Consider the following 20,058-nt stretch of genomic DNA (forward strand, 5'->3'; position numbering starts at 1 on the left):
AAGGAGGCCACGGCTCATCCTTATATAACCTCACTGGTGCGGCGAACACTCAAGACGCGGATTCGGCGCAAGCCTCCGGGCGTCGGCCATTCTATATCGTCACCTTCTTCATAACCAAGCAAGCCCGCGCCAATCGGCGTAAGCACCGAAAGTCGCCCTTGATCGAAGTCCGCCTGCGAGGGCAAAGTCAAGGTATAGGCCTCACGTTCACCCGTTTCCAGGTCTTCAATCTCCACCTGACTATTGAGCCCGATCGCTTCGTCAGGAACCTCATCCGCTTCCAAGACAATGGCTCGCGTTAATTCCGCTCGCAAGCGAAAGACAGTGTCGACCTTTGCGCTCAGTCCGCGCAAGAGGTGAGATAAGACACGATGATCTTCTTTAGAAAGATAAATGTTATTTTTGCTCATAATTGAATCAGTTTCTAATGGTTATATAATTGTTTACTTGGACACGCGCTCTAAAGCGCTTTCGAGACGCCACAGGTGCTCATCACTCAGCTCCAACTGAGTCGCTGAAACAGAGGTATGCACATGCCCCGAATGATTACATCCGATAATTACTGAAGTCACATTTGGATGACGTAGCACCCATGCCAGTGCAACCTGTGCGGGTGTCGCGTTCAACTCTTGCCCAACACTCTCGAGCGCGGCGACCACAGAGAAGCCACGCGCATCCGCATAGCGTTCCGCCAACTTTTGTGCACGCGCGGACACATGTAAGCCTTTACTGCGTCCGTACTTACCAGTCAAGAAGCCACCAGCTAGTGGCGACTCCGCGAGTATGCCAACCCGATACTCACGAGCGAGCGCGCTGACATCGGTATAAAAATTGCCTTGGTCCAACAAAGAGAACTTCTGCTGCAGCGATTCGAAGCGACAGCCACGCAAACGATCAGCACGGCTCAAAGTTTCCATAAATCGCCAAGCAGGGAAGCCTGCCGTCCCCGCATAGCGTATTTTACCGGCACGCGTCAGGTTTTCCAAGCCAGTCAATAATTCATCAATGGGACGAACCGCTCCCTTATTAGGCAAAAAGCAATCTCCCCACTCACAAACTAACAAGTCGAGATGAGACACGCCGAGACGACGCAAGGAAGCCTCGCACTGTTCGCGAACTAATCGATCCAAGGACTGTCCCGGTGACTGCAACTGTCCCGAAAACACCATCCGAGTCGACAGCACACAGTGCTGTCGCACACTCGGACGCTGACGCAACCAGGCTCCCAGCGTCTGCTCCGAATGTGTCACTAAGTTTTGAGTCGATGCGACCGTAGAGGTCTGAATAAAATTACCTCCGAGCTCACGATACGTGTCCAGTAAGTTAAAAGATGATGCGGCATCATTAAGCCACCCGAATTGCAAAGCTCCAAGACAGAGCTCGGACACCGACATACCGGTACGACCGAATTTTCTTTGATTCATAAGATGAAAGGGCTAAAAAGTTAACGCCGCAATGAATTGACAAGTAACAAGACTACTGCGACAAACGTAGGAACGAATAGACATGCTACAATTCCCAATCAACGAAGCGCAACACGGCACTTCGCACTCATATTTGTTCTAAGCTCCCCGACCTTGGCTGTTAGATGAGACTTAAGAAATCAAATTCGCTCACACACACGCAGCAACAAGGCCGGGCAAACCTGGAAAGATACCAGGCGCTCCTTGTCCCTTCTTAAATAACTGCTGTCGCATGTGCTTCATCAATACACCATGATCGTGTAATAATATTTTTTGTCAAGCACCTCAGCTTACATTTGCTACGCTTTTCGATGACTGCCCTTGACTCTGACACCGTTTCAGACAAATACTACTGATAGATGAAAACGGAAATCACATCCATCAAACTGGTTCGTGGAACGAACCCATTGATCTTCCTGAATTAAAGGCGGGGTCGACACTCGATGGGCAGCGAGCTGATTATAATTCAGCCACCAATCCAACTTCGAACTTCCGCCGATAAAAAGAACCACTCCAAAGCTAGGAAACTCAGCTTTTATATCTAGTCGCGCCTAGTGCGGACAAGCCTCGCAACAGAGAGAGGGTTCCAAGTCCTGAATGCACACTGCTAATGTGCAAATACCAATCACATCCACGATGTGCCGCGCGCGTACGCCATTCAACCACACACACGTTCAACCTAGAATAGATGACACAATGAAAACAGTATTACACCTAGAAGATCAAACATGCCCACAACCTCCCGTCATGCGCACATTTGCCGCGAAACAAATGCTGCCTTTAGTCAAAAAGGACCCGCGCCTTACTTCAATACGGTTAAGAATCCACAAGCTCCCAGGTCGCAGCGCTAGCGACGTTTATAAAATCAGAGCCACCACCTCTGGTCCTTGCCCCACCAAACGAGCCTCAGTCCACGCAGTCACAGTGCGCAGTGCGCTCCAATCCATCAGGACAAAAATGAATCGCCGCCTCATCCGCCAAGCCACAACTCGCTCGCACCACTCGATCGGCATACAACTCAAAGCATAAATAAAAATGAACTTCAGTGATTTTGATCTCATCGCATGGGTATTGATTCCCGTGCTCATCTTTTTCGCACGTCTGGTCGATGTCACACTCGCGACGCTGCGGCACATACTCGTCTTTCGCGGGATGAAGAAGGTCGTCCCTTTTCTGGCCTTCATTGAGATCCTAATCTGGACCTTAGCCATCACACAAGTCATGGAGAATCTCTCGAATACGGCTGCCTTGCTCGCATGGGCGCTGGGATTTTCGGTGGGCACCTACCTAGGCATGATTATCGAAGAACGACTGGCACTCGGGCACCAACTGGTGCGAGTCATTCATCAAAAAATGCCTTCGGACTTCATCGAGTCGCTCAAGGAGAGTGGTTACGGCGTCACCTCCCTAGGCGCCCATGGCGCTTTCGGGCAAGTGGACATCTCACTGATCGTCTCACCCCGCAAACGACTCGGACAGTTACTCAAGATGCTCAACCAAATGACGCCGCAACCCTTCTACACGGTCGAAGACGTGCGAACGGTCGGCGCAGGGGCAGGCCCGACTTTGCCAGCTAACAGCTTTGCACTCGCGGGGGCTCTAAAAAAGAAATAATACGGTTTTCGCAGAATTTCTCTGTGAAAACTGTTTTAGATCAAGATCCCCAGTCTGCTGCAGTGGTAAAGTGAAGCCTCAATGAGCCAAACGACTCCACCGACCTATCGCCAACTGCTTGCAGCGGGCGAACCTTTCCGACTGCTATTCCCGCTCGGCGTCCTGTTCGGACTCACGGGCGTGTTGCTGTGGCCAGCCTACGTATGGGGCGGCATGGACACCTATCCCGTGCTGATCCACACGCGCATCATGATCGAGTGCTTCCTGGCCGCGTTCGTGATCGGCTTCCTCGGCACCGCCTTACCGCGCCTACTGGATGTGCCCAAGGTGCACGGGCGCGAAGCAATGTTCTACGCGGCGGGGCTGACACTCAGCTTTGCACTGCATCTAATATCCAAGCATACTTTGGGCGACCTACTCTTTCTCCTGACCTTCGGCAGCTTTGTAGCATCCTTGGCAGTTCGGGCGCGCGCACGCAAAGATGTGCCACCGCCCGCCTTCGTCCTCGTCTTAATTGGACTTCTGTGCGCACTGGCCGGCACGGTCAGTTTCTTACTCGCGGCGGTCTGGAGGGGCGGCCCCGAATACCAACTCTATCAAGCCGGCCGCTTATTATTATATCAAGGCTTCTTACTCTTCCCGATCATGGGGGTGGGCGCATTTCTGCTGCCGCGTTTCTTTGATTTACCCAATCAACAAAACTTCCCCGAGTCGCTCACACCTCCCCCAGGATGGTGGCGCAGCGCCAGCTTTGCCTTGGGCTGCGGACTGCTAGGACTGCTCAGCTTCGCGCTCGAATACTTCCAATATTTGTCCATCGCCTACCTACTGCGCGCAAGCGCCCTACTGCTCTACTTTTGGCGTGAGGTGCCCGTGCATAAAGCGAAATTCCGCAACGGAAGCCTGGCTATGTCGCTGCGCGTAGCGCTGTTCTCCATTCCGCTAGGCTACATCGCAATGGCGCTAGTCCCCGCACGGCAAATCACTTTGTTGCACATCGTATTTATAACAGGCTTCAGCTTGCTCACATTGACAGTGGCCACACGAGTCATTTTCGGACACGGGGGCCGCTCGGAACTGTTCCCTCGCACCTTATGGAGCATTCGTGCCTTGGTCGCGCTGATCGTGCTGGCGATGGCCACCCGTGTCAGCGCGGACTGGATGCCTGACGTGCGGCTCACTCATTACGCCTACGCCGCATTGGCATGGGCAGCAGCCGTCATCATTTGGGCCATCCGCGTGCTACCGGGCGTGCGCCAGCCAGACGATTGAGCTCAACGCGTCGCTTCACCGTGAATTAAAAACTCACGCAAGCCCGCTACATTGAGGAAGGAAATACGTTTCCCCTCAATGGATATGAGCGCGGCCTCACGTAGTCGTGCGAAGACACGGGATAAGGTTTCACTCGTGATCCCCAATTGGCTGGCGAGTAAGTGTTTGGCCAGTGGCAATGTAATTTGCGGCGGGACCACCATGGTCTCACCGTGGGACTCCAGTTCGCGTAGTAGCCATTGCGCCACACGGGACTCGGCTTGTTTGAGTTTCAAGCCTTCGACCGTTTCCACCAGATAGCGCAGGTGTGAGCTCATGGAGGCCAGCACGCACATCGCCAAATCAGGATCGCGCTGAATCTCGGCGCGAAAAAAGTCCGTGGGAATCAAGATCACTTGGCTGGCCTCCGTCGCTTTAGCCGAGGCAGGATAGGTGTTATCACCAGCGATCACCACCTCCCCCAGACTTTCGCCAGGATAGAACACACGGATCACTTGCTCGCGCCCCGACTCGGTGACTTTGTGCACATTAATCGCGCCATGATGGATCACATAAAAGCCATCGACCCGTTGGCCTTCGTGAAAGAGATAATTATCTTTCGGCACTTTTTGCAAATGACAGCCACTCGCCAAGGATTCCAAAACCGCACCTGACAAGCCGGAAAACATCGGCGTCTTCCGCAAGGATTGCACAATCATCACTTGCTGGGCGGATTGATTGTCGGAATGTTTAGACGTGGACATAGTAGCGATCGCAAACAGAAATAAAGGAAGCTCACGTAGATGCAGCGGGGCTCAGAAATACAACACATAGAGAATGAAATTGTTTTGATACAGATCAAGACCCCTTTCGCGAGATTCTATACACTACCCACATGAGTCCTTCCAATATGTTTACCCTCGACGTGCGCCCCTTACTAGAAGCGGGAACCGAGCCCATGACTGCCATCATGCAGGCAAAAGCCCAACTCAGCCCGGGGCAAACACTCCGTTTGCTCACAACTTTCGAGCCACGCCCGCTCTACGCTCTGTTTGAGGCCGACGGCTATCAAGCACAGCCGCGACAGCTAGATGCCAACCATTGGGAAATTTTATTTGTGCCGCAAAACGATGCGCCCGTCCCTGAGCAAGCAATGGACTTTCGCGGACAGCCCGAACAGGATTGGTTAGAGAAAGCCTTGGAAGCAGTCTCCTATCTAGGGCGTGAAGGTAATATCGTGCTCCACGCCTCAGAGCGGCCCAAGGCCCTACTAGCAGAACTCAACCCCGCCACCACCGACTACGATTGCGAAGCAGACGGTGAAGCACACTGGGTAATCACCATTTGGCGGCTCTAGCCCCCAAAAAACGTAATGGACCACTACGAAAAACGCGAAAGTGCGCGAAAAAGGCACTTTCGCATTTCGATAATCCGCGAACCTAGCGACGCAATAACCTTGATTGGTTTCGCGTCATTTAACGTTTGATCGTAATCAATTAACTATAGACAGGTAGGGAAGCCTCGCCGAGGCGTCCGTTGGCAGGAGATGTGCCGCAGCCCAAGTCGAGAGCTATCGGCAAACGATCCCAGCTGCAAAACGGCTCTCTCAGCGAGAGAGCCCTACCTTAAGAACAACTACATGTATCCTCTCGTCACGTAGGGTTTGGAGTTCCGAATTTATGCGGTCGATGGTACTAATCTTCGACTTAACGGATAGATCCAATTGCCAGAAAATCTCGCATGGTGGCATGACGCATGGCCGCATAAATGCGGAACTCCGAACCTCACCCGACTCAATGCCGACCACACCTTGGAAGCAACTTTCCTGGTAGGGAAGCCTCCCCGAGGCGTCCGTTGGCAGGAGATGTGCCGCCAGCCCAAGTCGAGAGCTATCGGCAAACGATCCCAGCTGCAGAACGGCTCTCTCGGCGAGAGAGCCCTACCCGCAGAACAACTTCATGTATCCTCTCGTCACGTTGGGTTTGGAACTCCGAACCTCACCCAACTCAATGCCGACCGCACCTTGGAAGCAACTTTACTGGTAGGGAAGCCTCGCCGAGGCGTCCGTTGGCAGGAGATGTGCCGCCAGCCCAAGTCGAGAGCTATCGGCAAACGCTCCCAGCTGCAAAACGGCTCTCTCGGCGAGAGAGCCCTACCCGCAGAACAACTTCATGCATCTTCTCGTCACGTAGGGTTTGGAGTTCCGCATCATGACCTGCGTAGCTCGACGAGCGAAGGAGGAAGAGTGAAGCATGGTTTATGCGGTCGGTGATACTAATCTTCGACTTCATGGGTAGATCCAATTGCCAGAAAATCTCGCGCCGTGGCATGACGCATGGCCGCATAAATGCGGAACTCCGAACCTCACCCGACTCGATGCCGACCGCTTATTGGAAGCAACTTTACTGGTAGGGACGCCTCGCCGAGGCGTCCGTTGGCAGGAGATGTGCCGCCAGCCCAACGAAGCTGATCTCGGACAAACGCTCCCAGCTGCAAAACGGCTCTCTCGGCGAGAGAGCCCTACCTGCGACCAGCATTCGGCAGCTTTCATCGAGAATGAAAGCCATGCTCTCTAATCGGAATATTTGCGACGAACAGAGCAAAGTGACAACGCGGCGCCGCTCAAGCTGAGCGACAGGCATGCATACCAGACACCGGGATGACGTAGCCACCACGCGGCTAAGGCTGGCAGTTCACCGGGATCGAAAGGTAGGTCGTCGATCGAAAAGAGTAGTCCGACGCGTAAGGCCTCGACGGGATGCAGCATCAGCGAAAGCGTCCAAAGCGATGGATGCGCCTGCAAGTAAGGCCAGCCTGCGGCCAGCCACGCAAAAATGCCGACACCAGCTAAGGCAAAAAATCCGAGTAACAAGGCACTTAAATGTGCCGCCACACTGTCACGGATCCAGCGTCCCAACAACAAGCCAGCAGCCAAAAAGACGGCCACTTCGCCCAGTGCATACGCCCACAGTTGCGGCAATGCCTGCCACTGCCCTGCGCGAGCGGCCGCGGGCAAGAGCCACAACAAGGCTACCAATCCCAACAGCAACGACCACAGTAACCACTTGACCAGCATGCGCTGCCCCACCCGCGGAATGCGCGAAGCGATCAAGGGCTCTTCCATGGCATCCCCTTGCGCGGCGGCCACACCTGCCAGCAAGCCGATTAAGGGGAGTGCATACAGCACCAGCGGCAACGAAAGCCAGACGGCGGTGCTCCCCTCACCGGCGCTGCCGGAAACGATCAAGAGTCCAAAGCAAAGGCACGCGAGTCCGAAGACCCAAATCACACGACTCGCCAACACGGTAGCCAACTCTCGCTGACTGAGTGCCAGCCAATGAACCGAATACGAACTCATCCCAATGCCTCCTGTTTCTGCTGCGGGACGCTTTCCATTTCAGAAAGTTCGTCCTGCATGTGAGCGACATCCAAGCTGTCGGCGATGCGCCCGCGCTCGCATAAATAACAATGATCGGCACGCCCCGCCCACTCCGCCAGTAAGTGCGTGGCCACCAGAATGGTGCGGCCCTCAGCGCACGCTTCACGCAACCAGCCTTGCAGACGACGACGCCAGAACGGGTCCAGACTCAGCCCGGGCTCGTCCAACATCCAGACCGCAGCGGGCGAGAGCGAAAGCACCGCCAGCCCGAGACGTTGACGCAGTCCACCAGAGAGCGCCGCGCTACGATGCCGCACATGCGCATCCAGCCCAAACTGTTCCACTGCCTGCGCCACCGCAGCCTTACCGCAGCCTTCGATTCGTGCATAAAAGCGAAGAATGTCCAGCACCCGCAGCCGCGGATGAAAGGCCGGCGCTTGCGGCAAATAGGCCACCGCACTTGATTGTGATGACGCAGCAGCTGCACCTGCACCTGTATCCACCATACGGATACGGCCGGAGTCAGCCTGCCAGAGTCCGGCACCGACTTTGAGCGCAGTCGACTTCCCGGCGCCGTTGGCACCGACGAGCAAATTAAGCTCCCCGACGGGAGGCTGCCAATCGAAACCGCGCAAGACGGGCTGTCCGCCCAGTTGCAGATGAATATCTTCAAAACAAATCATGGCGCAATCGTCCTCGTAAGTGGATGCGGGTCTTCAATAGTGGGCAGCTGTGGTAGCTTGGCCCGACTTTGTGCGAAACGGAGCAACTCTAGGCCTGGACTACCAGAGAGCAGGCCCACCAGTGGAAAACTACGCCGCATGTCGCCGAGAAAGTCAGCCTCGCGATGCGCCAGTTCGCCCACCCCATCGCCATCGAGATCGGGCGACTGCGAGAGCTGCCAGAGGTTGCCGTATTGCGGATCGCTCCATTGATTGGCATCGGCCGTCCCGGCAAATTCTGCAGGGTGCAAGTTGCGGGCAAATCGATTCTGCGCGACGCGATTATCCGCCGAACTGCCACCCATCCGTAAGCCGATATAGTTGCCCGCGATATGATTACCGACAAAGGCGTTGTGCTGACAGTTCTCGGCATACAGCCCGATGGTGTTGTCCGCAAAGAGATTGTTTTGGATGGTAGAATCGTCGACCGACTGCAGCAACATGCCGTAGGCACGGCTGCCACGATTGCCGCTAAAGTCGTTGTTCTCCACCCTCAGTCCGCCGGAATACATCAGCGCCGCCCCCGCGGCATTGCGGTCGAAGTAATTATGATCGAAACGATTCTCGTTACTATACATATAGTGCAGGCCGTAACGGGTGTCGCTGACATGATTGCCCGTGGCTACACAGGCATCGGTAAACGAAAAATAAATACCGTCGCGCGTGCGGGCCACGCGATTATTTTCAATGCGCAGATCCGACGAACTAAAAAGATGAATGCCATTGCCGCGGCGATTAGAGTCGAGCAAAGCCACTGCGCAAAACTCCGAACCACCGCCCAAGCGTGGCGCACCAGCGGTCAAGGCATCATGAATCGGCTCTAGCGTGCCACCTGTCGCACCGACGATGCTGTTGCCACGCAACGTGCCGCCTTTGACCTCGCGTAAGTAGATGCCATGCAGGCAACTTTCGATCCGATTGTTGATGATCGAGACCGAATCACCGGTGGCATGAATACCAGCCTCATCGTTGCCCAAGTTCAGGCCAGAGTTGCGAATCGTTAAGCCCTCGATGCTTACATGCGGCGCACGCACCCGAATAACCGAGCCCTCGCGTCCGCCGTCGATCACGGCGCCAGGCAGGCCACGCAGTGTCATAGCTTGCTCAATCGTGACCGGCCCACGGTAAATCCCCGCAGCCAACTCGAGCACATCACCGGGAGCGGTGGCATCGATGCGCGCTTGCAAAGATTGCGCAGGCAAGGTCGCCGCCGCGACGAGCGGGGCCGACAGCCCAGCCGCACAAGCAAGCAAGACTGCCCATTGACTATAACGAGTCCACATGACGTTTTCTAGAGAACCAAAATGCAGCGACAATCAGAACGGGGATCGTCATCATCAGCACCCCACCGATCAGCGGGAAGCTGTATTGGGTAAAATTCGCGATCTGATTCTTCCCCACCAACATGGGAGTAAACGGTTCCATGGTGATGGGCGCAGTGGGATCGAGCTCGTGGCCGTAGGTATAGAGACGGTAATAAAACAGTCCCACCGAAAAGAGCCCGAAGTAAGTGAAGAGCGCGAACAAATCAATAACGTGACTCATGCGTCCATGCACGGCAGCACGCAGCGCAATCATGGCAAACAAGCCCAGGGCGAAAGGCATCCACTTCATCTCAACGAAGTCACTCTGCACCAGCGGACGCATGCCGATGTAGTGATTCAAGTTATTAATTTCGAAGAGGTCTTGGCCATCCAGGCCACCGCCTTCGAGTTTATAACTATAGATGTTTACCCGCAGCCCTTCCTGATACTGTGGCGCAATCAGTGTGATGCGCCACAGTGGAAGAAATGCAGAGACCACGAAGCACAGCGCCACGAGTAGCAGGAAAAAACGTGAGAGCGGCGTCAGCGGACGATCGAGAAAGCGTGCTTCACGCCGCCACCAAGGGAGACTGCTGTCGTGACTGTTTTGTGTTTGGTGCATAGTTAAGTTACCTTGGTCATTCGTAGGGGCGCGACTTGTTTTCAATGCCCTTGGGCTGCACGCCCGCCGATCCTCGGCAGCCAGCCCAACGCGGGCGTGATAAATCGCGCCCCTACGTGTCCTCAATCAACCGAAGCGGTGGTGACACTTGCGGGTTTCACTTCCAAATAGCCCTGCATTTCCTGGTGCAGTGCGGAACAGAAGTTTGTGCAGTAGAATGGAAAGACGCCCACCTTGTCGGCCTTGAAGGTAACGGATTTCGTTTCGCCGGGATCGATGATGACATTCAAATCATAACCGCTAATAGCGAAGCCGTGAATGATATCAGTGGTTTGTTCCACATTAGTGATGTGGAGCACCACGGTGTCGCCCACTTCAGCGGTGATCTTATCGGGGCCGAATTGACTACGCACCGCAGCCACCTTAGCGGTCACCTTGCCGGGCTCACGCGTGTAGGTCGCATCCGACAAACTCCAGACCGCGTTGGGATTATTGCTTTCGGCCTTAGGATAGACTTCGATGGGCTGAATCATATCGGCCTTTAAGATCTGAGCAAAGTGTGGCTCTGGATCGGTGAAGGATTCATAGACCATCTCCATTTTCCTACCGGTGATATCAATCAATTGACTGCTTTCCGGCTGCGAGGGTCCCACCGACAGGTGACGCCCCTTGGAGAGTTTATTCATCGCCACCAACCAGTCGCCATAAGGTGCGCGGGTATCACTGCCGCCAATCACCAGGTGACCAATATTGTAGTGCACGCCGATCTTATCCAAGACGGTGAATTCGAGGTTAGCTTTTTCCGCATCCGTCCAAGGTGGTAGTTTCCACTTAGCGACTGCCGACTCGATATAGAGCGAAGTGTAGGCATTGCCTTTGCCGTCATATTGAGTGTGCAAAGGGCCGAGGCCGACTGGCACTTCGCCTTCGACGATGACGTCGTAATTGAGCACAGGCACGCCACGGAACTCCGCTTGAAACTCCTTATTATCGATGGCGGCTTGCACTTTCTCGAAATCAAAAACCGTGGTAGTGGGCTGTAGTTTGCCGGAAGCCGCGATCCAACGTCCGGAGGGATCGACATCGATACCGTGCGGCGACTTGCCGATCGGCACATAGTAGAGCACGCCCGGCACCTTGGCAGGATCAATCACTGGCACGCCGTCGAGCATGTCAGCCTTGCCATCTTTGACCGCCGCTTCGGCGGCCCTCCAATTAACGAAGGCTGCGTAATCGCGATCGCGCTGGCTCGCGTTGGCTTCCAACTTGGTGTGCGCCATCTCCGTATTATACGAAGTCCAGAACGCCCAACCACTGCTGGGTCCTTTGCCGGTGGAGCCGAGGTCCCAATTAAAGGGAGGTGTGATAATCTGCCAGCCGACCGATAGGTCGCCGCTCTCGGGGTCCACCTTTAGACCGCTGACCATGCCGTTAAACTCGTCGGCATAATCTTCAACGGGAGCGAAGCGCCCCATGGGCAGCGGCACCGAAAAACGTGTGCCGACCAATAGGTATTCAGAATTTTCAGTCACAAAGGACGAGCCATGATTACCACTAGAGTTGGGAATGGGCCCGAGAATTTGCTTGGTTTTAAAATCACGCAAATCGATACGAGCGACCCGATTATTGGCATTGTCGTTCACGAAGAGCCAACGACCATCATACATACCATCCGTCTTCGACAAGCCCGGGTGGTGCACATCGCCCCAAGTGAAGTCGCCCAACATCTCGCGCGACTCGTCGTCGAAACCGTAGCCCGTGCCCGGGCTGGGTGCGAAGACTGGAATCGTGATCAAGTGACGCATTGACGGCAGTCCCGCCACGAAGACTTGTCCCGAGTGTCCGCCCGAGTAGAACAAATAGTATTCGTCCTTCTCGCCGGGCGCCACGTAGGTGCGCTCGGCAGCGGAGCCTTTGTTTTGTGAGCTCGCCTGCGTCGCCGATGAGCCGGAATCCGAACAGCCAGCGAAGAAGGCTGTGCCCGTCAGCAAGCTCGCCAACAAGGTCAAGGAGGCGCAATAAGATGTTTTCATTTTCATAGTAGTCAGTATTGGTGAAATAGGCTTAGGGGTGGATGTAATCTGTAGTGGCTAGCGCACTACCATGAAGCCCTTCATGCCGACCTGAAAGTGGCCGGGGAAGGAGCAGATAAAGGTATAACGACCTTTTTTAGTCGGTGCTTTGAAGGTGATGCTATCGCTCTCGCCAGGACCGAGCAGTTTGGTGTGCGCGATGACAGAGCTGGCCATATCGGCGGGCACGTAATCGGTCACCGGTGCATTCATGGCTGCTTCGACGAAGGCTTGCTCATCTACATTATCTACCAGGATAACAAGATTGTGCCCCATCGACATCTTCGGCATAGAACCGACGTTTTTCAAAGTCAGGCGCACCACTTGGCCCGCCTCCACATCGAAGAACTCCAGATTAAATTTCATCTGGTCGTTGGCAGTCAGTTCAACTTCTTTGCCAATCGCTGCATTCGCGGCGACCGCATACGGATTCGGGGCGGCCGCGGCAGACCCAGAACCGGCCGCAGCGCTGTCTGAAGAGCCCGATGGCTTACATGCGGCCATCAAAGCTGCGAGGAGAATAAGAGGAGTGAGGAGGAGTGTTGTATGTGTTTTCATAATGTGATGATGCACTATGACACAGAAGAGCGGCCGACTTCTTGACCTGCATCAAGACGCTCAACGATATTCCTGCTATTGTATGAGGATGACAAAAAACTCAGCCATCCGCCCTAGCTTAAAAACATGCGCGCTCGGACTCGCCCTACTTTTCGCGAGCCTGCCGCAATTACTCCAAGCCGAAAAAGCGAAGCCTTTATATGAAGGCGACGCACTGCCGCAGACGCAGTTGATCAATGAAAACGGTGCTCCCATCGAACTGACTAGCTCCGATCAGCCGACAGTGATCACGTTCATCTTCACTCGTTGTGCCGCCATGCAATTTTGCCCGCGTATGAACGCGCAATTTGAAGCGCTGCAAGCACAGGCGCAAAAGGATGCGACACTTAATCTACGACTGGTCAGCATCTCGCTCGACCCCGAATTCGACCGTCCCGAGCGACTCAAAGAATACGGCCCAGCCATCGGCGCCGACCCGACAATTTGGCAATTCGCCACAGGCAGCACGGATGCGATTGATCAATTAACCCAAGCCTTCCGCGTGCACCGCGACAAATCCAAAGGCGTGCTTAATCACACCCTCTGCACCGCACTCATCGCTCCCGACGGCCGCATCCAAAAGATCTGGCGTGGCAACGCATGGGAAGTCGATGAAGTGATCGCGGCCTTGCGCAAGTAGCAGAAACTACTCAGCCATGAATCTCATCTAATATTAAAATACAAAAACAAGGAAACAAATGCAACCTAGCGCGTTGACTGTGGTCTGACTGAGCATGAAAGAATCCCACGTGACCGTCCAATGGAAAGCAGGTCTACACCTGCGCCCTGCGGCAAAGTTAGTGCAGTTAGGCAAAGACGCGAAGTCCACGATTCAAATCAAATCGGGCAACAAAGTGGCCAATATCAAAAACATCATGTCGCTCTTAATGCTCTGTGCCAGCATGGGCACGACACTCACGATCGAAGCGAACGGCGAAGACGAACAAGAAGTCACTCAAAATATTGAGCGACTTTTCATGGATCCAGACGCGTAAGTTTATCTCTCCGGAGAAGCTGTAAATGACGCCGCCTGGGCCTCATCAGTTTCGGAACTTACTGCCGGAGCCTCTGAAGCCTCCACAACTGCAGCCGGCTCAGACGCCTTAGCCGCTGCCTGCGCAACTGGCTTCACTACGGGACGTCGGGACACTGGCTCAGGTTCAACATCCATTGCAGTGCGAATGTCCTCTTCAATTCCCTCAGTTGCTTTCTTGAACTCACGCACTGACTGCCCCAAAGACTTAAACAATCCCGGTAAACGCTCTGCACCGAAAAGGAGCAAAACCACCAGGAAGATAAGAATCAGCTCAGGCCCATTTATATTCTGAAGAAATGCAATCATATTCATAATGTATAGCAATCAGACAGTCATCAAAAATTAAAGTTCACAAGATTCGCCTAAAGCGCTAGCAAAACACATATTTAACGCAACAAGCCGTATTTGAGGATAGCATAGATCGCACGCACACCGTCGCGCCAGCCGATTTTTTTACCTTCATCATAAGTACGTCCATAATACGAAATACCCACTTCGTAGATGCGCACATTAAGTTTCGAAATTTTAGCAGTCAGCTCTGGCTCCACTCCGAAGCGATTCTCTTCGACAGTGATTTGTTGCAACACCTCACGGCGAAAGATCTTATAGCAGCACTCCATGTCGGTCAGATTCAAATTCGTCATCATGTTACTCAACATTGTGAGAAATTTATTCCCCAACATGTGCCAATAAAAGACCACCCGATGGGCACCGCCTCCCATGAAGCGAGAGCCAAAGACCACGTCGGCCTGATCGCGAATAATCGGACGGATCAAACCAGGCAGCTCCTCCGGATCGTATTCAAGGTCCGCATCTTGTATCGCCACAATATCCCCGGTTGCTTGTGCAAAACCAGTCCGTAGAGCCGCCCCCTTTCCCTGGTTGACCGGATGATACGCTTTCTTAAAAATTGGGTCCTTGAACTCACGCTCAAGTAACTCACGCGTACCATCCGTTGAACAATCATCAACCAAGATGATCTCCTTAACCGACATCCCCTCGACGGCGAGCACGCGACTGACAATCTCGTGCAGCGTCTCGCACTCATTATAAATGGGGATCACGATAGATACTTGCATATGGAAAAGAAACTCATTCGAAACTTAAAGCGCAATATTTTATCGCCAGAGAACACAGGACTCAAATTCTCGAGTAATCATCGTAGCACTGACAGATGAATCCCTTAGACGCCCGACCGACGTCGAAGTTAGCATCTAGCCCCCGAAACTCTGCTTGCCTCAGAGCTTCGCGAAGGCAAGCTACTGCAAAATGCCATTGCCCATCGAGCCAGCACTATCCATCGTCATCCCCCTCTGTAATGAGGAGGCGACACTGACGCCACTGTTCGAAAAGATTGCTGCAACGGTGGAAGCCAACTCACTCGGCGACTTTGAGGTCATATTCATCGATGACGGCAGCACCGACACATCATGGGAAGTCATCGAAAGGCTCAAACAGGCCCACCCCGAGCAAGTAGCTGCACTGCGCTTCCGCCGCAATCATGGTAAGGCTGCCGCCCTCTCCGCCGGATTCACCCAAGCCCGTGGCGACATCATCATAACTATGGATGCCGACTTACAAGACGAGCCGGCGGAAATCCCCCATTTCCTCGAAAAACTCGACGAAGGCTACGACTGCGTCTCCGGCTGGAAGCAGCTACGCCAGGATCCACTCGGCAAAACCCTCCCTTCTCGCTTTTTCAACGCCGCCACTCGTGCCACTTCAGGCGTCAAGATCCACGATTTCAACTGCGGCTTTAAGGCCTACCGCGCCGAAGCCATCCACAGTATCGAACTCTACGGCGAACTCCACCGCTACATCCCCGTGCTCCTCGCCGCAGAAGGCTTCACCACCGCCGAAATCCCAGTCGAGCACCACCGCCGCACCTATGGCGTCTCCAAATACGGCTGGAAACGTCTCTTCAAAGGAGCTCTGGACTTAATTACTGTGGTCGTGCTCACCCGATATCTAAAGCGCCCGGGTCACTTCTTCGGCGGATTTGGCATGCTCAGTGGCATACTTGGATTTACAATTCTAACTATATTAAGTATAGAAAAGCTTATTTTCGGCCATGGCATTGGACATCGTCCGCTACTCCAATTGGGCATATTACTCGTCATTTTAGGCGTACAGCTCATATCAACCGGACTCATCGGCGAACTCATTAATTTTAATAGTAAATCGCAGAGCCAAAATACCCCCAAAATCACCGACACACTTTAAACGCACTTTCGAACATCATGCAATTCATCGACATCAAAGCCATCCACGCACACAGTGCCCAACAAATCGACGCTGCCGTAGCCAAAGTATTCGAACACGGTCGCTACATCAACGGCCCCGAAGTATATGAGCTCGAAGCCACTCTCGGCGAATTCCTAGGAGGCGCAACCCCTCTACACAGCGTCGCCGTCGCCAGCGGCACCATGGCCCTGGAAGTCGCACTACGCGCACTCGGCATCGGCCCCGGTGACGAAGTCATCACCACCCCCTTCACTTGGATCAGCACCGCTGAAACCATCGCCTTGGTCGGCGCGACCCCCGTCTTTGTCGACATCGAGCCCGACACCTACAACATCGATCCGACCGAGGTCGAAAAAGCCATCACCGACAAGACCAAGGCCATCATCCCAGTCGATCTCTTCGGCCAACTGCCTGATTACACAGCACTCGAAGCCATCGCTGAGAAGCACGGCCTCAAGATCATCGAAGATGCCGCACAAAGCTTTGGCGCCGAGCAAAACGGGCGCAAAGCCGGCACATTCGGCCATGTCGCCACCACCAGTTTCTTCCCCGCCAAGCCCCTCGGCGGCTACGGCGACGGCGGGGCCGTCTTCACCGCAGACGAACAACTCGCCGAAGACCTGCGCGCCGTCACCAACCACGGCTGCAAAGAACGTGAATCGCACTACATCCTCGGCACCAATGGACGTTGCGACAGCCTACAAGCCGCCGTCATTCAGGCAAAATTTGCCAACTTCCGCGACGAAGAGATCGCGCTACGCCAGCAAGTCGGCGCACGTTACTCCGAGGCACTCAAGGATCACGTCACCGTGCCCGCCATCCATCCCGGCAACACCCACATTTACGCGCAATACACGATTCGCCCCGAGAACCGTGACAGCCTAGGTGAAGCTCTCAAGGCGGCCGGCATCCCCAGCGCGGTGTATTACCGCAAGCCACTGCACCAGCAGGAAGTGTTCAGCCATCTGCCCTGCGCTAAAAAGAGCTTCCCGCACACCGAGCAAGCCGCCCAAGAAGTGATTAGCCTGCCGTTTCATCCCTACTTGAGCGAAGCCGATCAAGCTAGGATCATTGCCACAGTGGTCAAAGCAGTATAATCAACACTCCCTGGTACATGCAGGATCTAATTGGCAGCAGATTAAAATATATAACATGAACACAGTCCAATTCCAACGTAAGGTCCTAAGAGCATTATCTCAATGTGCATTCCTATCGGAAAAACTAATTGGCATACCCAAGTCACGCTACTATTGTCCGACCTGTTCACAAAATGTATTTAGCTGGCAACCTCTCGTTCGTGACATTGGTGATGGCCACTCCAAACTCGAAAAAAGTCCGAGAATCTGCCCCCACTGTAAGTCATTAGAAAGAACACGTCTATTCAGCCTATACTTAGCGAAATATAGAATCCTGGAGACTCAATTAGATATTTTACACTTTGCCCCCGAAAAGGGTCTCGAATCTATATTTCGCGCCGCAAACATTAAAGGTTATCTCACAACAGATCTGTTCATGCCAAATGTTGATAAGGTAGAAGATATAACAAAGATGTCGTTCCCTGATAATGCATTTGATCTGATCTATTGTAGTAATGTTTTGGAGCATATCGAAGACGACAAAGCAGCGATGTCCGAACTATACAGAATTCTCCGCCCTGGAGGACAAGCCATCATACAGGTGCCGATCATAGGAGAAACCACTTACGAAGATCCTAATATACGTAGCGAAACGGAGCGCTATAAACACTTCGGCCAAGGCGATCATGTTCGAGTTTACGGGACAGATATTGAAGAACGCTTAACTTCGGCCGGATTTGATGTGTCACCTTTTGACATTCTCGACGAACTCGACCTAACAGAGTTCGAAAAAGACAGAATGAATATAAAAAGACACGAGTTGATCCATCGTTGCCTCAAACAAAGCAAATAACAAAGAAGTTATCGATTTTCATAAATACGATCCATTGCTCGCATCAAGCGCAATGCATCGTCGGAATTGCCTAACAATATTGGTGTATCCTTAGAAATGGCCTCAAAGAAATGTGTTACCTCTTCTCGCCAAGAGAGGTCTGTGTGATAGATAATATGCTCTTCACGCTCAAACTGTCCCCCTTGAGGGTTTTCAGTGTTATATTTAATCGCTAAATCTTCGTCTCCGTAAACTCCAGAAGAAGTCTTCAAGCCATTCAAGATCAAGGCGCCTCCCTCAAGAAAAATCTCAAGCGAAAAGAGATAGCGCCATTGCGTCATAGTCGAATGCAGCGAAGCACACACACCCGTTTTAGAATTCTTTAATATTGAAAATACATTATCTTCTAAACCTTCCGTCTTCCAAAAGAGGCTCGAAACGAGCGAATGAATCACATCAAACTCTCCGCCGAAATGCAGAAACAGGTCCAGCATATGAATGCCTTGGTCTAGCATAATGCCGCCACCTGCAAGATTTGGATCCGCACGCCAACCATCAAAGTAGGCAGCATCCACCTCTTTACCATAGCGCCCCCGCATCCATAATAATTTACCCATCGAACCACTGTCGACAATCTGCTTCATCTTTTGAATACTCCCATGGTGGCGATGATTGAAACCATACACTAATTTGCACCCGCTGTCTGCTTCGACTTTGCGCACCGACTCAACCTCAGCCGCGTTAAACGCAGGTGGTTTCTCAGAAAAGACATGTTTACCCGCCTGCAGAGCTGCCTTGGTCAAAGGAACAATACGATAATTCGGGGTACAGATAAAAATCGCATCGATATCTGGATCCTCTAAAAGTGCTTCTTCACTCGCCACAATCGGATATACACACTCCGTCAAGTCGCGGGTATCATAAACGGCAAGCACCTCACCTAACTGCGTCTGCTCAATCGCTTCCGCACGTATTTGGCCCATTTTTCCGAACCCGATAATACCACACTTTATCATAATAATTAGTCCTCAAATCGATTGACGAAAGCTCGAAAATCCACGGCGAGCCCGGAGAGAAAATCCTCACAATTACTAGAGACATGTGGGCTCATCAGAAATCTATGCGGATGAAATGCTTTCAATTTCCCTGCATAGGGTTCTTCCCAAAACACATCAAACGCCGCACGTAAACGTCCAGTTTCGATCTCTTGATAAAGAGCCTCCTCATCAACCACGGGACCACGAGCGGTATTCACTAATGCTGCGCCATCCTGCATCCACGATAGTTTTTCCGCATCAATGAATCCCTTCGTCGCAGACAATAAAGGGATATGTAAGCTCAACACATCTGCCTGCCGAACGAGATCGTGCAATTCATTCATTTGATTATACAAAACATCAAAAGTCAGCACTTCGACCGAAGGTGCCAATTTGCGGACCACATGCGAACCAATGTTCCCCTGGCCAATGATCAACACCTTCTTATCGCCAAGAAAGCCACGTGATTGCTTCACCCAAGCATCCACCTCCCCGATATCGCTAAAAAGCATACGAAAAATAAGATACACCGCGAAGTTTGCAGTCTCTTCAAAGATGTAGCGCTTCGTATGCTCAGATGGCATACAAATTTCGATACCACGTGCTTTAGCCGCATCAAAAGGAACATTATCCGTCCCCACTCCACACTTAAAAATTCCTTTAAGCTTAGGCATTTTGCTCACATCAATCGGTTGGCTACCGATCACCGCAATCTCTGCTTCAGCCGCACCCACGGTATGCAATAATTCCGGAACTAAGCGATCAATGGTCGCCGTATTTTTCCAATATTTCATCATTCAAAATTTAAT

General features: G+C 52.9%; 22 protein-coding genes. 8 read left to right on the top strand and 14 right to left on the bottom strand.

The genetic code is table 11. The features are described from left to right. Window positions 1-20: 20 nt before the first annotated feature. The 3 genes from QEH59_RS02420 to QEH59_RS02430 all read right to left on the bottom strand — a co-directional run bounded on the left by QEH59_RS02420 (window position 21) and on the right by QEH59_RS02430 (window position 2,476). Window positions 21-410: a GreA/GreB family elongation factor gene (locus QEH59_RS02420; protein ID WP_308983768.1), complete on the bottom strand. Its 390-nt coding sequence runs from the start codon at window positions 408-410 to the stop codon at window positions 21-23. Window positions 411-443: 33 nt separating this feature from the next. Next, window positions 444-1,424 carry an aldo/keto reductase gene (locus tag QEH59_RS02425; RefSeq protein ID WP_308983769.1) on the bottom strand — a complete coding sequence of 327 codons (981 nt, stop codon included), beginning with the start codon at window positions 1,422-1,424 and terminating at the stop codon, window positions 444-446. An 896-nt stretch (window positions 1,425-2,320) separates the two neighbouring features. Next, a complete protein-coding gene (locus QEH59_RS02430) occupies window positions 2,321-2,476 on the bottom strand; it encodes a hypothetical protein (RefSeq protein WP_308983770.1) in 156 nt (51 codons plus the stop codon). A 22-nt stretch (window positions 2,477-2,498) separates the two neighbouring features. On the opposite strand from QEH59_RS02430, the gene QEH59_RS02435 reads away from it, so the two are divergent. Further along, a complete protein-coding gene (locus tag QEH59_RS02435; RefSeq protein ID WP_308983771.1) occupies window positions 2,499-3,077 on the top strand; it encodes a DUF2179 domain-containing protein in 579 nt (192 codons plus the stop codon). Window positions 3,078-3,158: 81 nt separating this feature from the next. Further along, entirely contained in the window at window positions 3,159-4,349 is a 1,191-nt protein-coding gene (locus tag QEH59_RS02440) for an NnrS family protein (RefSeq protein ID WP_308983772.1), read from the top strand. A gap of 2 nt (window positions 4,350-4,351) precedes the next feature. On the opposite strand, the gene QEH59_RS02445 is transcribed toward QEH59_RS02440, so the two are convergent. Continuing rightward, window positions 4,352-5,092: a Crp/Fnr family transcriptional regulator gene (locus QEH59_RS02445; RefSeq protein ID WP_308983773.1), complete on the bottom strand. Its 741-nt coding sequence runs from the start codon at window positions 5,090-5,092 to the stop codon at window positions 4,352-4,354. Between the two features lie 131 nt (window positions 5,093-5,223). Here QEH59_RS02445 and QEH59_RS02450 point away from each other — a divergent pair, with 131 nt between their 5' ends. Further along, entirely contained in the window at window positions 5,224-5,685 is a 462-nt protein-coding gene (locus QEH59_RS02450) for a DUF2249 domain-containing protein (protein ID WP_308983774.1), read from the top strand. Between the two features lie 1,215 nt (window positions 5,686-6,900). On the opposite strand, the gene QEH59_RS02455 is transcribed toward QEH59_RS02450, so the two are convergent. The 6 genes from QEH59_RS02455 to QEH59_RS02480 all read right to left on the bottom strand — a co-directional run bounded on the left by QEH59_RS02455 (window position 6,901) and on the right by QEH59_RS02480 (window position 12,985). Next, on the bottom strand, window positions 6,901-7,686 hold the full coding sequence (locus QEH59_RS02455) for a hypothetical protein (protein ID WP_308983775.1): 786 nt from the start codon (window positions 7,684-7,686) through the stop codon (window positions 6,901-6,903). Further along, complete coding sequence (locus QEH59_RS02460; RefSeq protein WP_308983776.1) at window positions 7,683-8,390, bottom strand: ABC transporter ATP-binding protein; 708 nt, start codon at window positions 8,388-8,390, stop codon at window positions 7,683-7,685. The genes QEH59_RS02455 and QEH59_RS02460 overlap by 4 nt, the downstream gene beginning before the upstream one ends. Next, window positions 8,387-9,712, bottom strand: a complete 1,326-nt coding sequence (locus QEH59_RS02465) for a NosD domain-containing protein (RefSeq protein ID WP_308983777.1) — start codon at window positions 9,710-9,712, stop codon at window positions 8,387-8,389. The genes QEH59_RS02460 and QEH59_RS02465 overlap by 4 nt, the downstream gene beginning before the upstream one ends. Next, window positions 9,696-10,355 carry a hypothetical protein gene (locus QEH59_RS02470; protein WP_308983778.1) on the bottom strand — a complete coding sequence of 220 codons (660 nt, stop codon included), beginning with the start codon at window positions 10,353-10,355 and terminating at the stop codon, window positions 9,696-9,698. The genes QEH59_RS02465 and QEH59_RS02470 overlap by 17 nt, the downstream gene beginning before the upstream one ends. Window positions 10,356-10,477: 122 nt before the next feature. Continuing rightward, window positions 10,478-12,388 carry a Sec-dependent nitrous-oxide reductase gene (gene nosZ, locus QEH59_RS02475; protein ID WP_308983779.1) on the bottom strand — a complete coding sequence of 637 codons (1,911 nt, stop codon included), beginning with the start codon at window positions 12,386-12,388 and terminating at the stop codon, window positions 10,478-10,480. A gap of 57 nt (window positions 12,389-12,445) precedes the next feature. Next, window positions 12,446-12,985 carry a plastocyanin/azurin family copper-binding protein gene (locus tag QEH59_RS02480; RefSeq protein ID WP_308983780.1) on the bottom strand — a complete coding sequence of 180 codons (540 nt, stop codon included), beginning with the start codon at window positions 12,983-12,985 and terminating at the stop codon, window positions 12,446-12,448. 88 nt (window positions 12,986-13,073) lie between these two features. Here QEH59_RS02480 and QEH59_RS02485 point away from each other — a divergent pair, with 88 nt between their 5' ends. Together QEH59_RS02485 and QEH59_RS02490 are read left to right on the top strand one after the other, a co-directional pair. Then, window positions 13,074-13,664, top strand: a complete 591-nt coding sequence (locus QEH59_RS02485) for an SCO family protein (RefSeq protein ID WP_308983781.1) — start codon at window positions 13,074-13,076, stop codon at window positions 13,662-13,664. Window positions 13,665-13,758: 94 nt separating this feature from the next. Beyond that, window positions 13,759-14,019: an HPr family phosphocarrier protein gene (locus QEH59_RS02490; protein ID WP_308983782.1), complete on the top strand. Its 261-nt coding sequence runs from the start codon at window positions 13,759-13,761 to the stop codon at window positions 14,017-14,019. Window positions 14,020-14,021: 2 nt separating this feature from the next. Here the strand turns inward: QEH59_RS02490 and tatA are convergent, their stop codons facing one another. Together tatA and QEH59_RS02500 are read right to left on the bottom strand one after the other, a co-directional pair. Beyond that, window positions 14,022-14,366 (bottom strand): twin-arginine translocase TatA/TatE family subunit, encoded by a 345-nt coding sequence (gene tatA, locus QEH59_RS02495; RefSeq protein ID WP_308983783.1) that lies wholly within the window; start codon window positions 14,364-14,366, stop codon window positions 14,022-14,024. An 80-nt stretch (window positions 14,367-14,446) separates the two neighbouring features. Continuing rightward, window positions 14,447-15,139 (bottom strand): glycosyltransferase family 2 protein, encoded by a 693-nt coding sequence (locus QEH59_RS02500; protein ID WP_308983784.1) that lies wholly within the window; start codon window positions 15,137-15,139, stop codon window positions 14,447-14,449. A gap of 190 nt (window positions 15,140-15,329) precedes the next feature. On the opposite strand from QEH59_RS02500, the gene QEH59_RS02505 reads away from it, so the two are divergent. The 3 genes from QEH59_RS02505 to QEH59_RS19135 all read left to right on the top strand — a co-directional run bounded on the left by QEH59_RS02505 (window position 15,330) and on the right by QEH59_RS19135 (window position 18,233). Further along, window positions 15,330-16,283 carry a glycosyltransferase family 2 protein gene (locus tag QEH59_RS02505; RefSeq protein WP_308983785.1) on the top strand — a complete coding sequence of 318 codons (954 nt, stop codon included), beginning with the start codon at window positions 15,330-15,332 and terminating at the stop codon, window positions 16,281-16,283. Between the two features lie 17 nt (window positions 16,284-16,300). After that, the gene (locus QEH59_RS02510; protein ID WP_308983786.1) at window positions 16,301-17,401 is read left to right on the top strand and encodes a DegT/DnrJ/EryC1/StrS family aminotransferase; all 1,101 of its coding nucleotides are present in this window, start codon (window positions 16,301-16,303) and stop codon (window positions 17,399-17,401) included. A 415-nt stretch (window positions 17,402-17,816) separates the two neighbouring features. Further along, window positions 17,817-18,233 (top strand): methyltransferase domain-containing protein, encoded by a 417-nt coding sequence (locus QEH59_RS19135; RefSeq protein WP_308983787.1) that lies wholly within the window; start codon window positions 17,817-17,819, stop codon window positions 18,231-18,233. 8 nt (window positions 18,234-18,241) lie between these two features. Here the strand turns inward: QEH59_RS19135 and QEH59_RS02520 are convergent, their stop codons facing one another. Both QEH59_RS02520 and QEH59_RS02525 read right to left on the bottom strand, forming a co-directional pair. Then, window positions 18,242-19,228 (bottom strand): Gfo/Idh/MocA family protein, encoded by a 987-nt coding sequence (locus QEH59_RS02520; protein WP_308983788.1) that lies wholly within the window; start codon window positions 19,226-19,228, stop codon window positions 18,242-18,244. Window positions 19,229-19,233: 5 nt separating this feature from the next. Then, window positions 19,234-20,046, bottom strand: a complete 813-nt coding sequence (locus QEH59_RS02525) for an NAD(P)-dependent oxidoreductase (RefSeq protein WP_308983789.1) — start codon at window positions 20,044-20,046, stop codon at window positions 19,234-19,236. Between the last annotated feature and the right edge of the window lie 12 nt (window positions 20,047-20,058).

The organism is Thalassobacterium sedimentorum (genome assembly GCF_031127905.1).
GTDB lineage: Bacteria > Verrucomicrobiota > Verrucomicrobiia > Opitutales > Coraliomargaritaceae > Thalassobacterium > Thalassobacterium sedimentorum.

Excerpts from the sequence above, each read along its gene's own strand:
- QEH59_RS02525 (WP_308983789.1), bottom strand. The coding sequence starts at position 20,046 with ATGATGAAATATTGGAAAAATACGGCGACCATTGATCGCTTAGTTCCG.
- QEH59_RS02480 (WP_308983780.1), bottom strand. The coding sequence starts at position 12,985 with ATGAAAACACATACAACACTCCTCCTCACTCCTCTTATTCTCCTCGCA.
- QEH59_RS02430 (WP_308983770.1), bottom strand. The coding sequence starts at position 2,476 with ATGCCGATCGAGTGGTGCGAGCGAGTTGTGGCTTGGCGGATGAGGCGG.
- QEH59_RS02465 (WP_308983777.1), bottom strand. The coding sequence starts at position 9,712 with ATGTGGACTCGTTATAGTCAATGGGCAGTCTTGCTTGCTTGTGCGGCT.
- QEH59_RS02460 (WP_308983776.1), bottom strand. The coding sequence starts at position 8,390 with ATGATTTGTTTTGAAGATATTCATCTGCAACTGGGCGGACAGCCCGTC.
- nosZ (WP_308983779.1), bottom strand. The coding sequence starts at position 12,388 with ATGAAAACATCTTATTGCGCCTCCTTGACCTTGTTGGCGAGCTTGCTG.
- QEH59_RS02510 (WP_308983786.1), top strand. The coding sequence starts at position 16,301 with ATGCAATTCATCGACATCAAAGCCATCCACGCACACAGTGCCCAACAA.
- QEH59_RS02500 (WP_308983784.1), bottom strand. The coding sequence starts at position 15,139 with ATGCAAGTATCTATCGTGATCCCCATTTATAATGAGTGCGAGACGCTG.
- QEH59_RS02435 (WP_308983771.1), top strand. The coding sequence starts at position 2,499 with ATGAACTTCAGTGATTTTGATCTCATCGCATGGGTATTGATTCCCGTG.
- QEH59_RS02455 (WP_308983775.1), bottom strand. The coding sequence starts at position 7,686 with ATGAGTTCGTATTCGGTTCATTGGCTGGCACTCAGTCAGCGAGAGTTG.
- QEH59_RS02445 (WP_308983773.1), bottom strand. The coding sequence starts at position 5,092 with ATGTCCACGTCTAAACATTCCGACAATCAATCCGCCCAGCAAGTGATG.
- QEH59_RS02505 (WP_308983785.1), top strand. The coding sequence starts at position 15,330 with ATGCCATTGCCCATCGAGCCAGCACTATCCATCGTCATCCCCCTCTGT.
- QEH59_RS02425 (WP_308983769.1), bottom strand. The coding sequence starts at position 1,424 with ATGAATCAAAGAAAATTCGGTCGTACCGGTATGTCGGTGTCCGAGCTC.
- QEH59_RS02470 (WP_308983778.1), bottom strand. The coding sequence starts at position 10,355 with ATGCACCAAACACAAAACAGTCACGACAGCAGTCTCCCTTGGTGGCGG.
- QEH59_RS02440 (WP_308983772.1), top strand. The coding sequence starts at position 3,159 with ATGAGCCAAACGACTCCACCGACCTATCGCCAACTGCTTGCAGCGGGC.
- QEH59_RS02490 (WP_308983782.1), top strand. The coding sequence starts at position 13,759 with ATGAAAGAATCCCACGTGACCGTCCAATGGAAAGCAGGTCTACACCTG.
- QEH59_RS02420 (WP_308983768.1), bottom strand. The coding sequence starts at position 410 with ATGAGCAAAAATAACATTTATCTTTCTAAAGAAGATCATCGTGTCTTA.
- QEH59_RS02485 (WP_308983781.1), top strand. The coding sequence starts at position 13,074 with ATGACAAAAAACTCAGCCATCCGCCCTAGCTTAAAAACATGCGCGCTC.
- QEH59_RS19135 (WP_308983787.1), top strand. The coding sequence starts at position 17,817 with ATGCCAAATGTTGATAAGGTAGAAGATATAACAAAGATGTCGTTCCCT.
- QEH59_RS02450 (WP_308983774.1), top strand. The coding sequence starts at position 5,224 with ATGAGTCCTTCCAATATGTTTACCCTCGACGTGCGCCCCTTACTAGAA.
- tatA (WP_308983783.1), bottom strand. The coding sequence starts at position 14,366 with ATGATTGCATTTCTTCAGAATATAAATGGGCCTGAGCTGATTCTTATC.
- QEH59_RS02520 (WP_308983788.1), bottom strand. The coding sequence starts at position 19,228 with ATGATAAAGTGTGGTATTATCGGGTTCGGAAAAATGGGCCAAATACGT.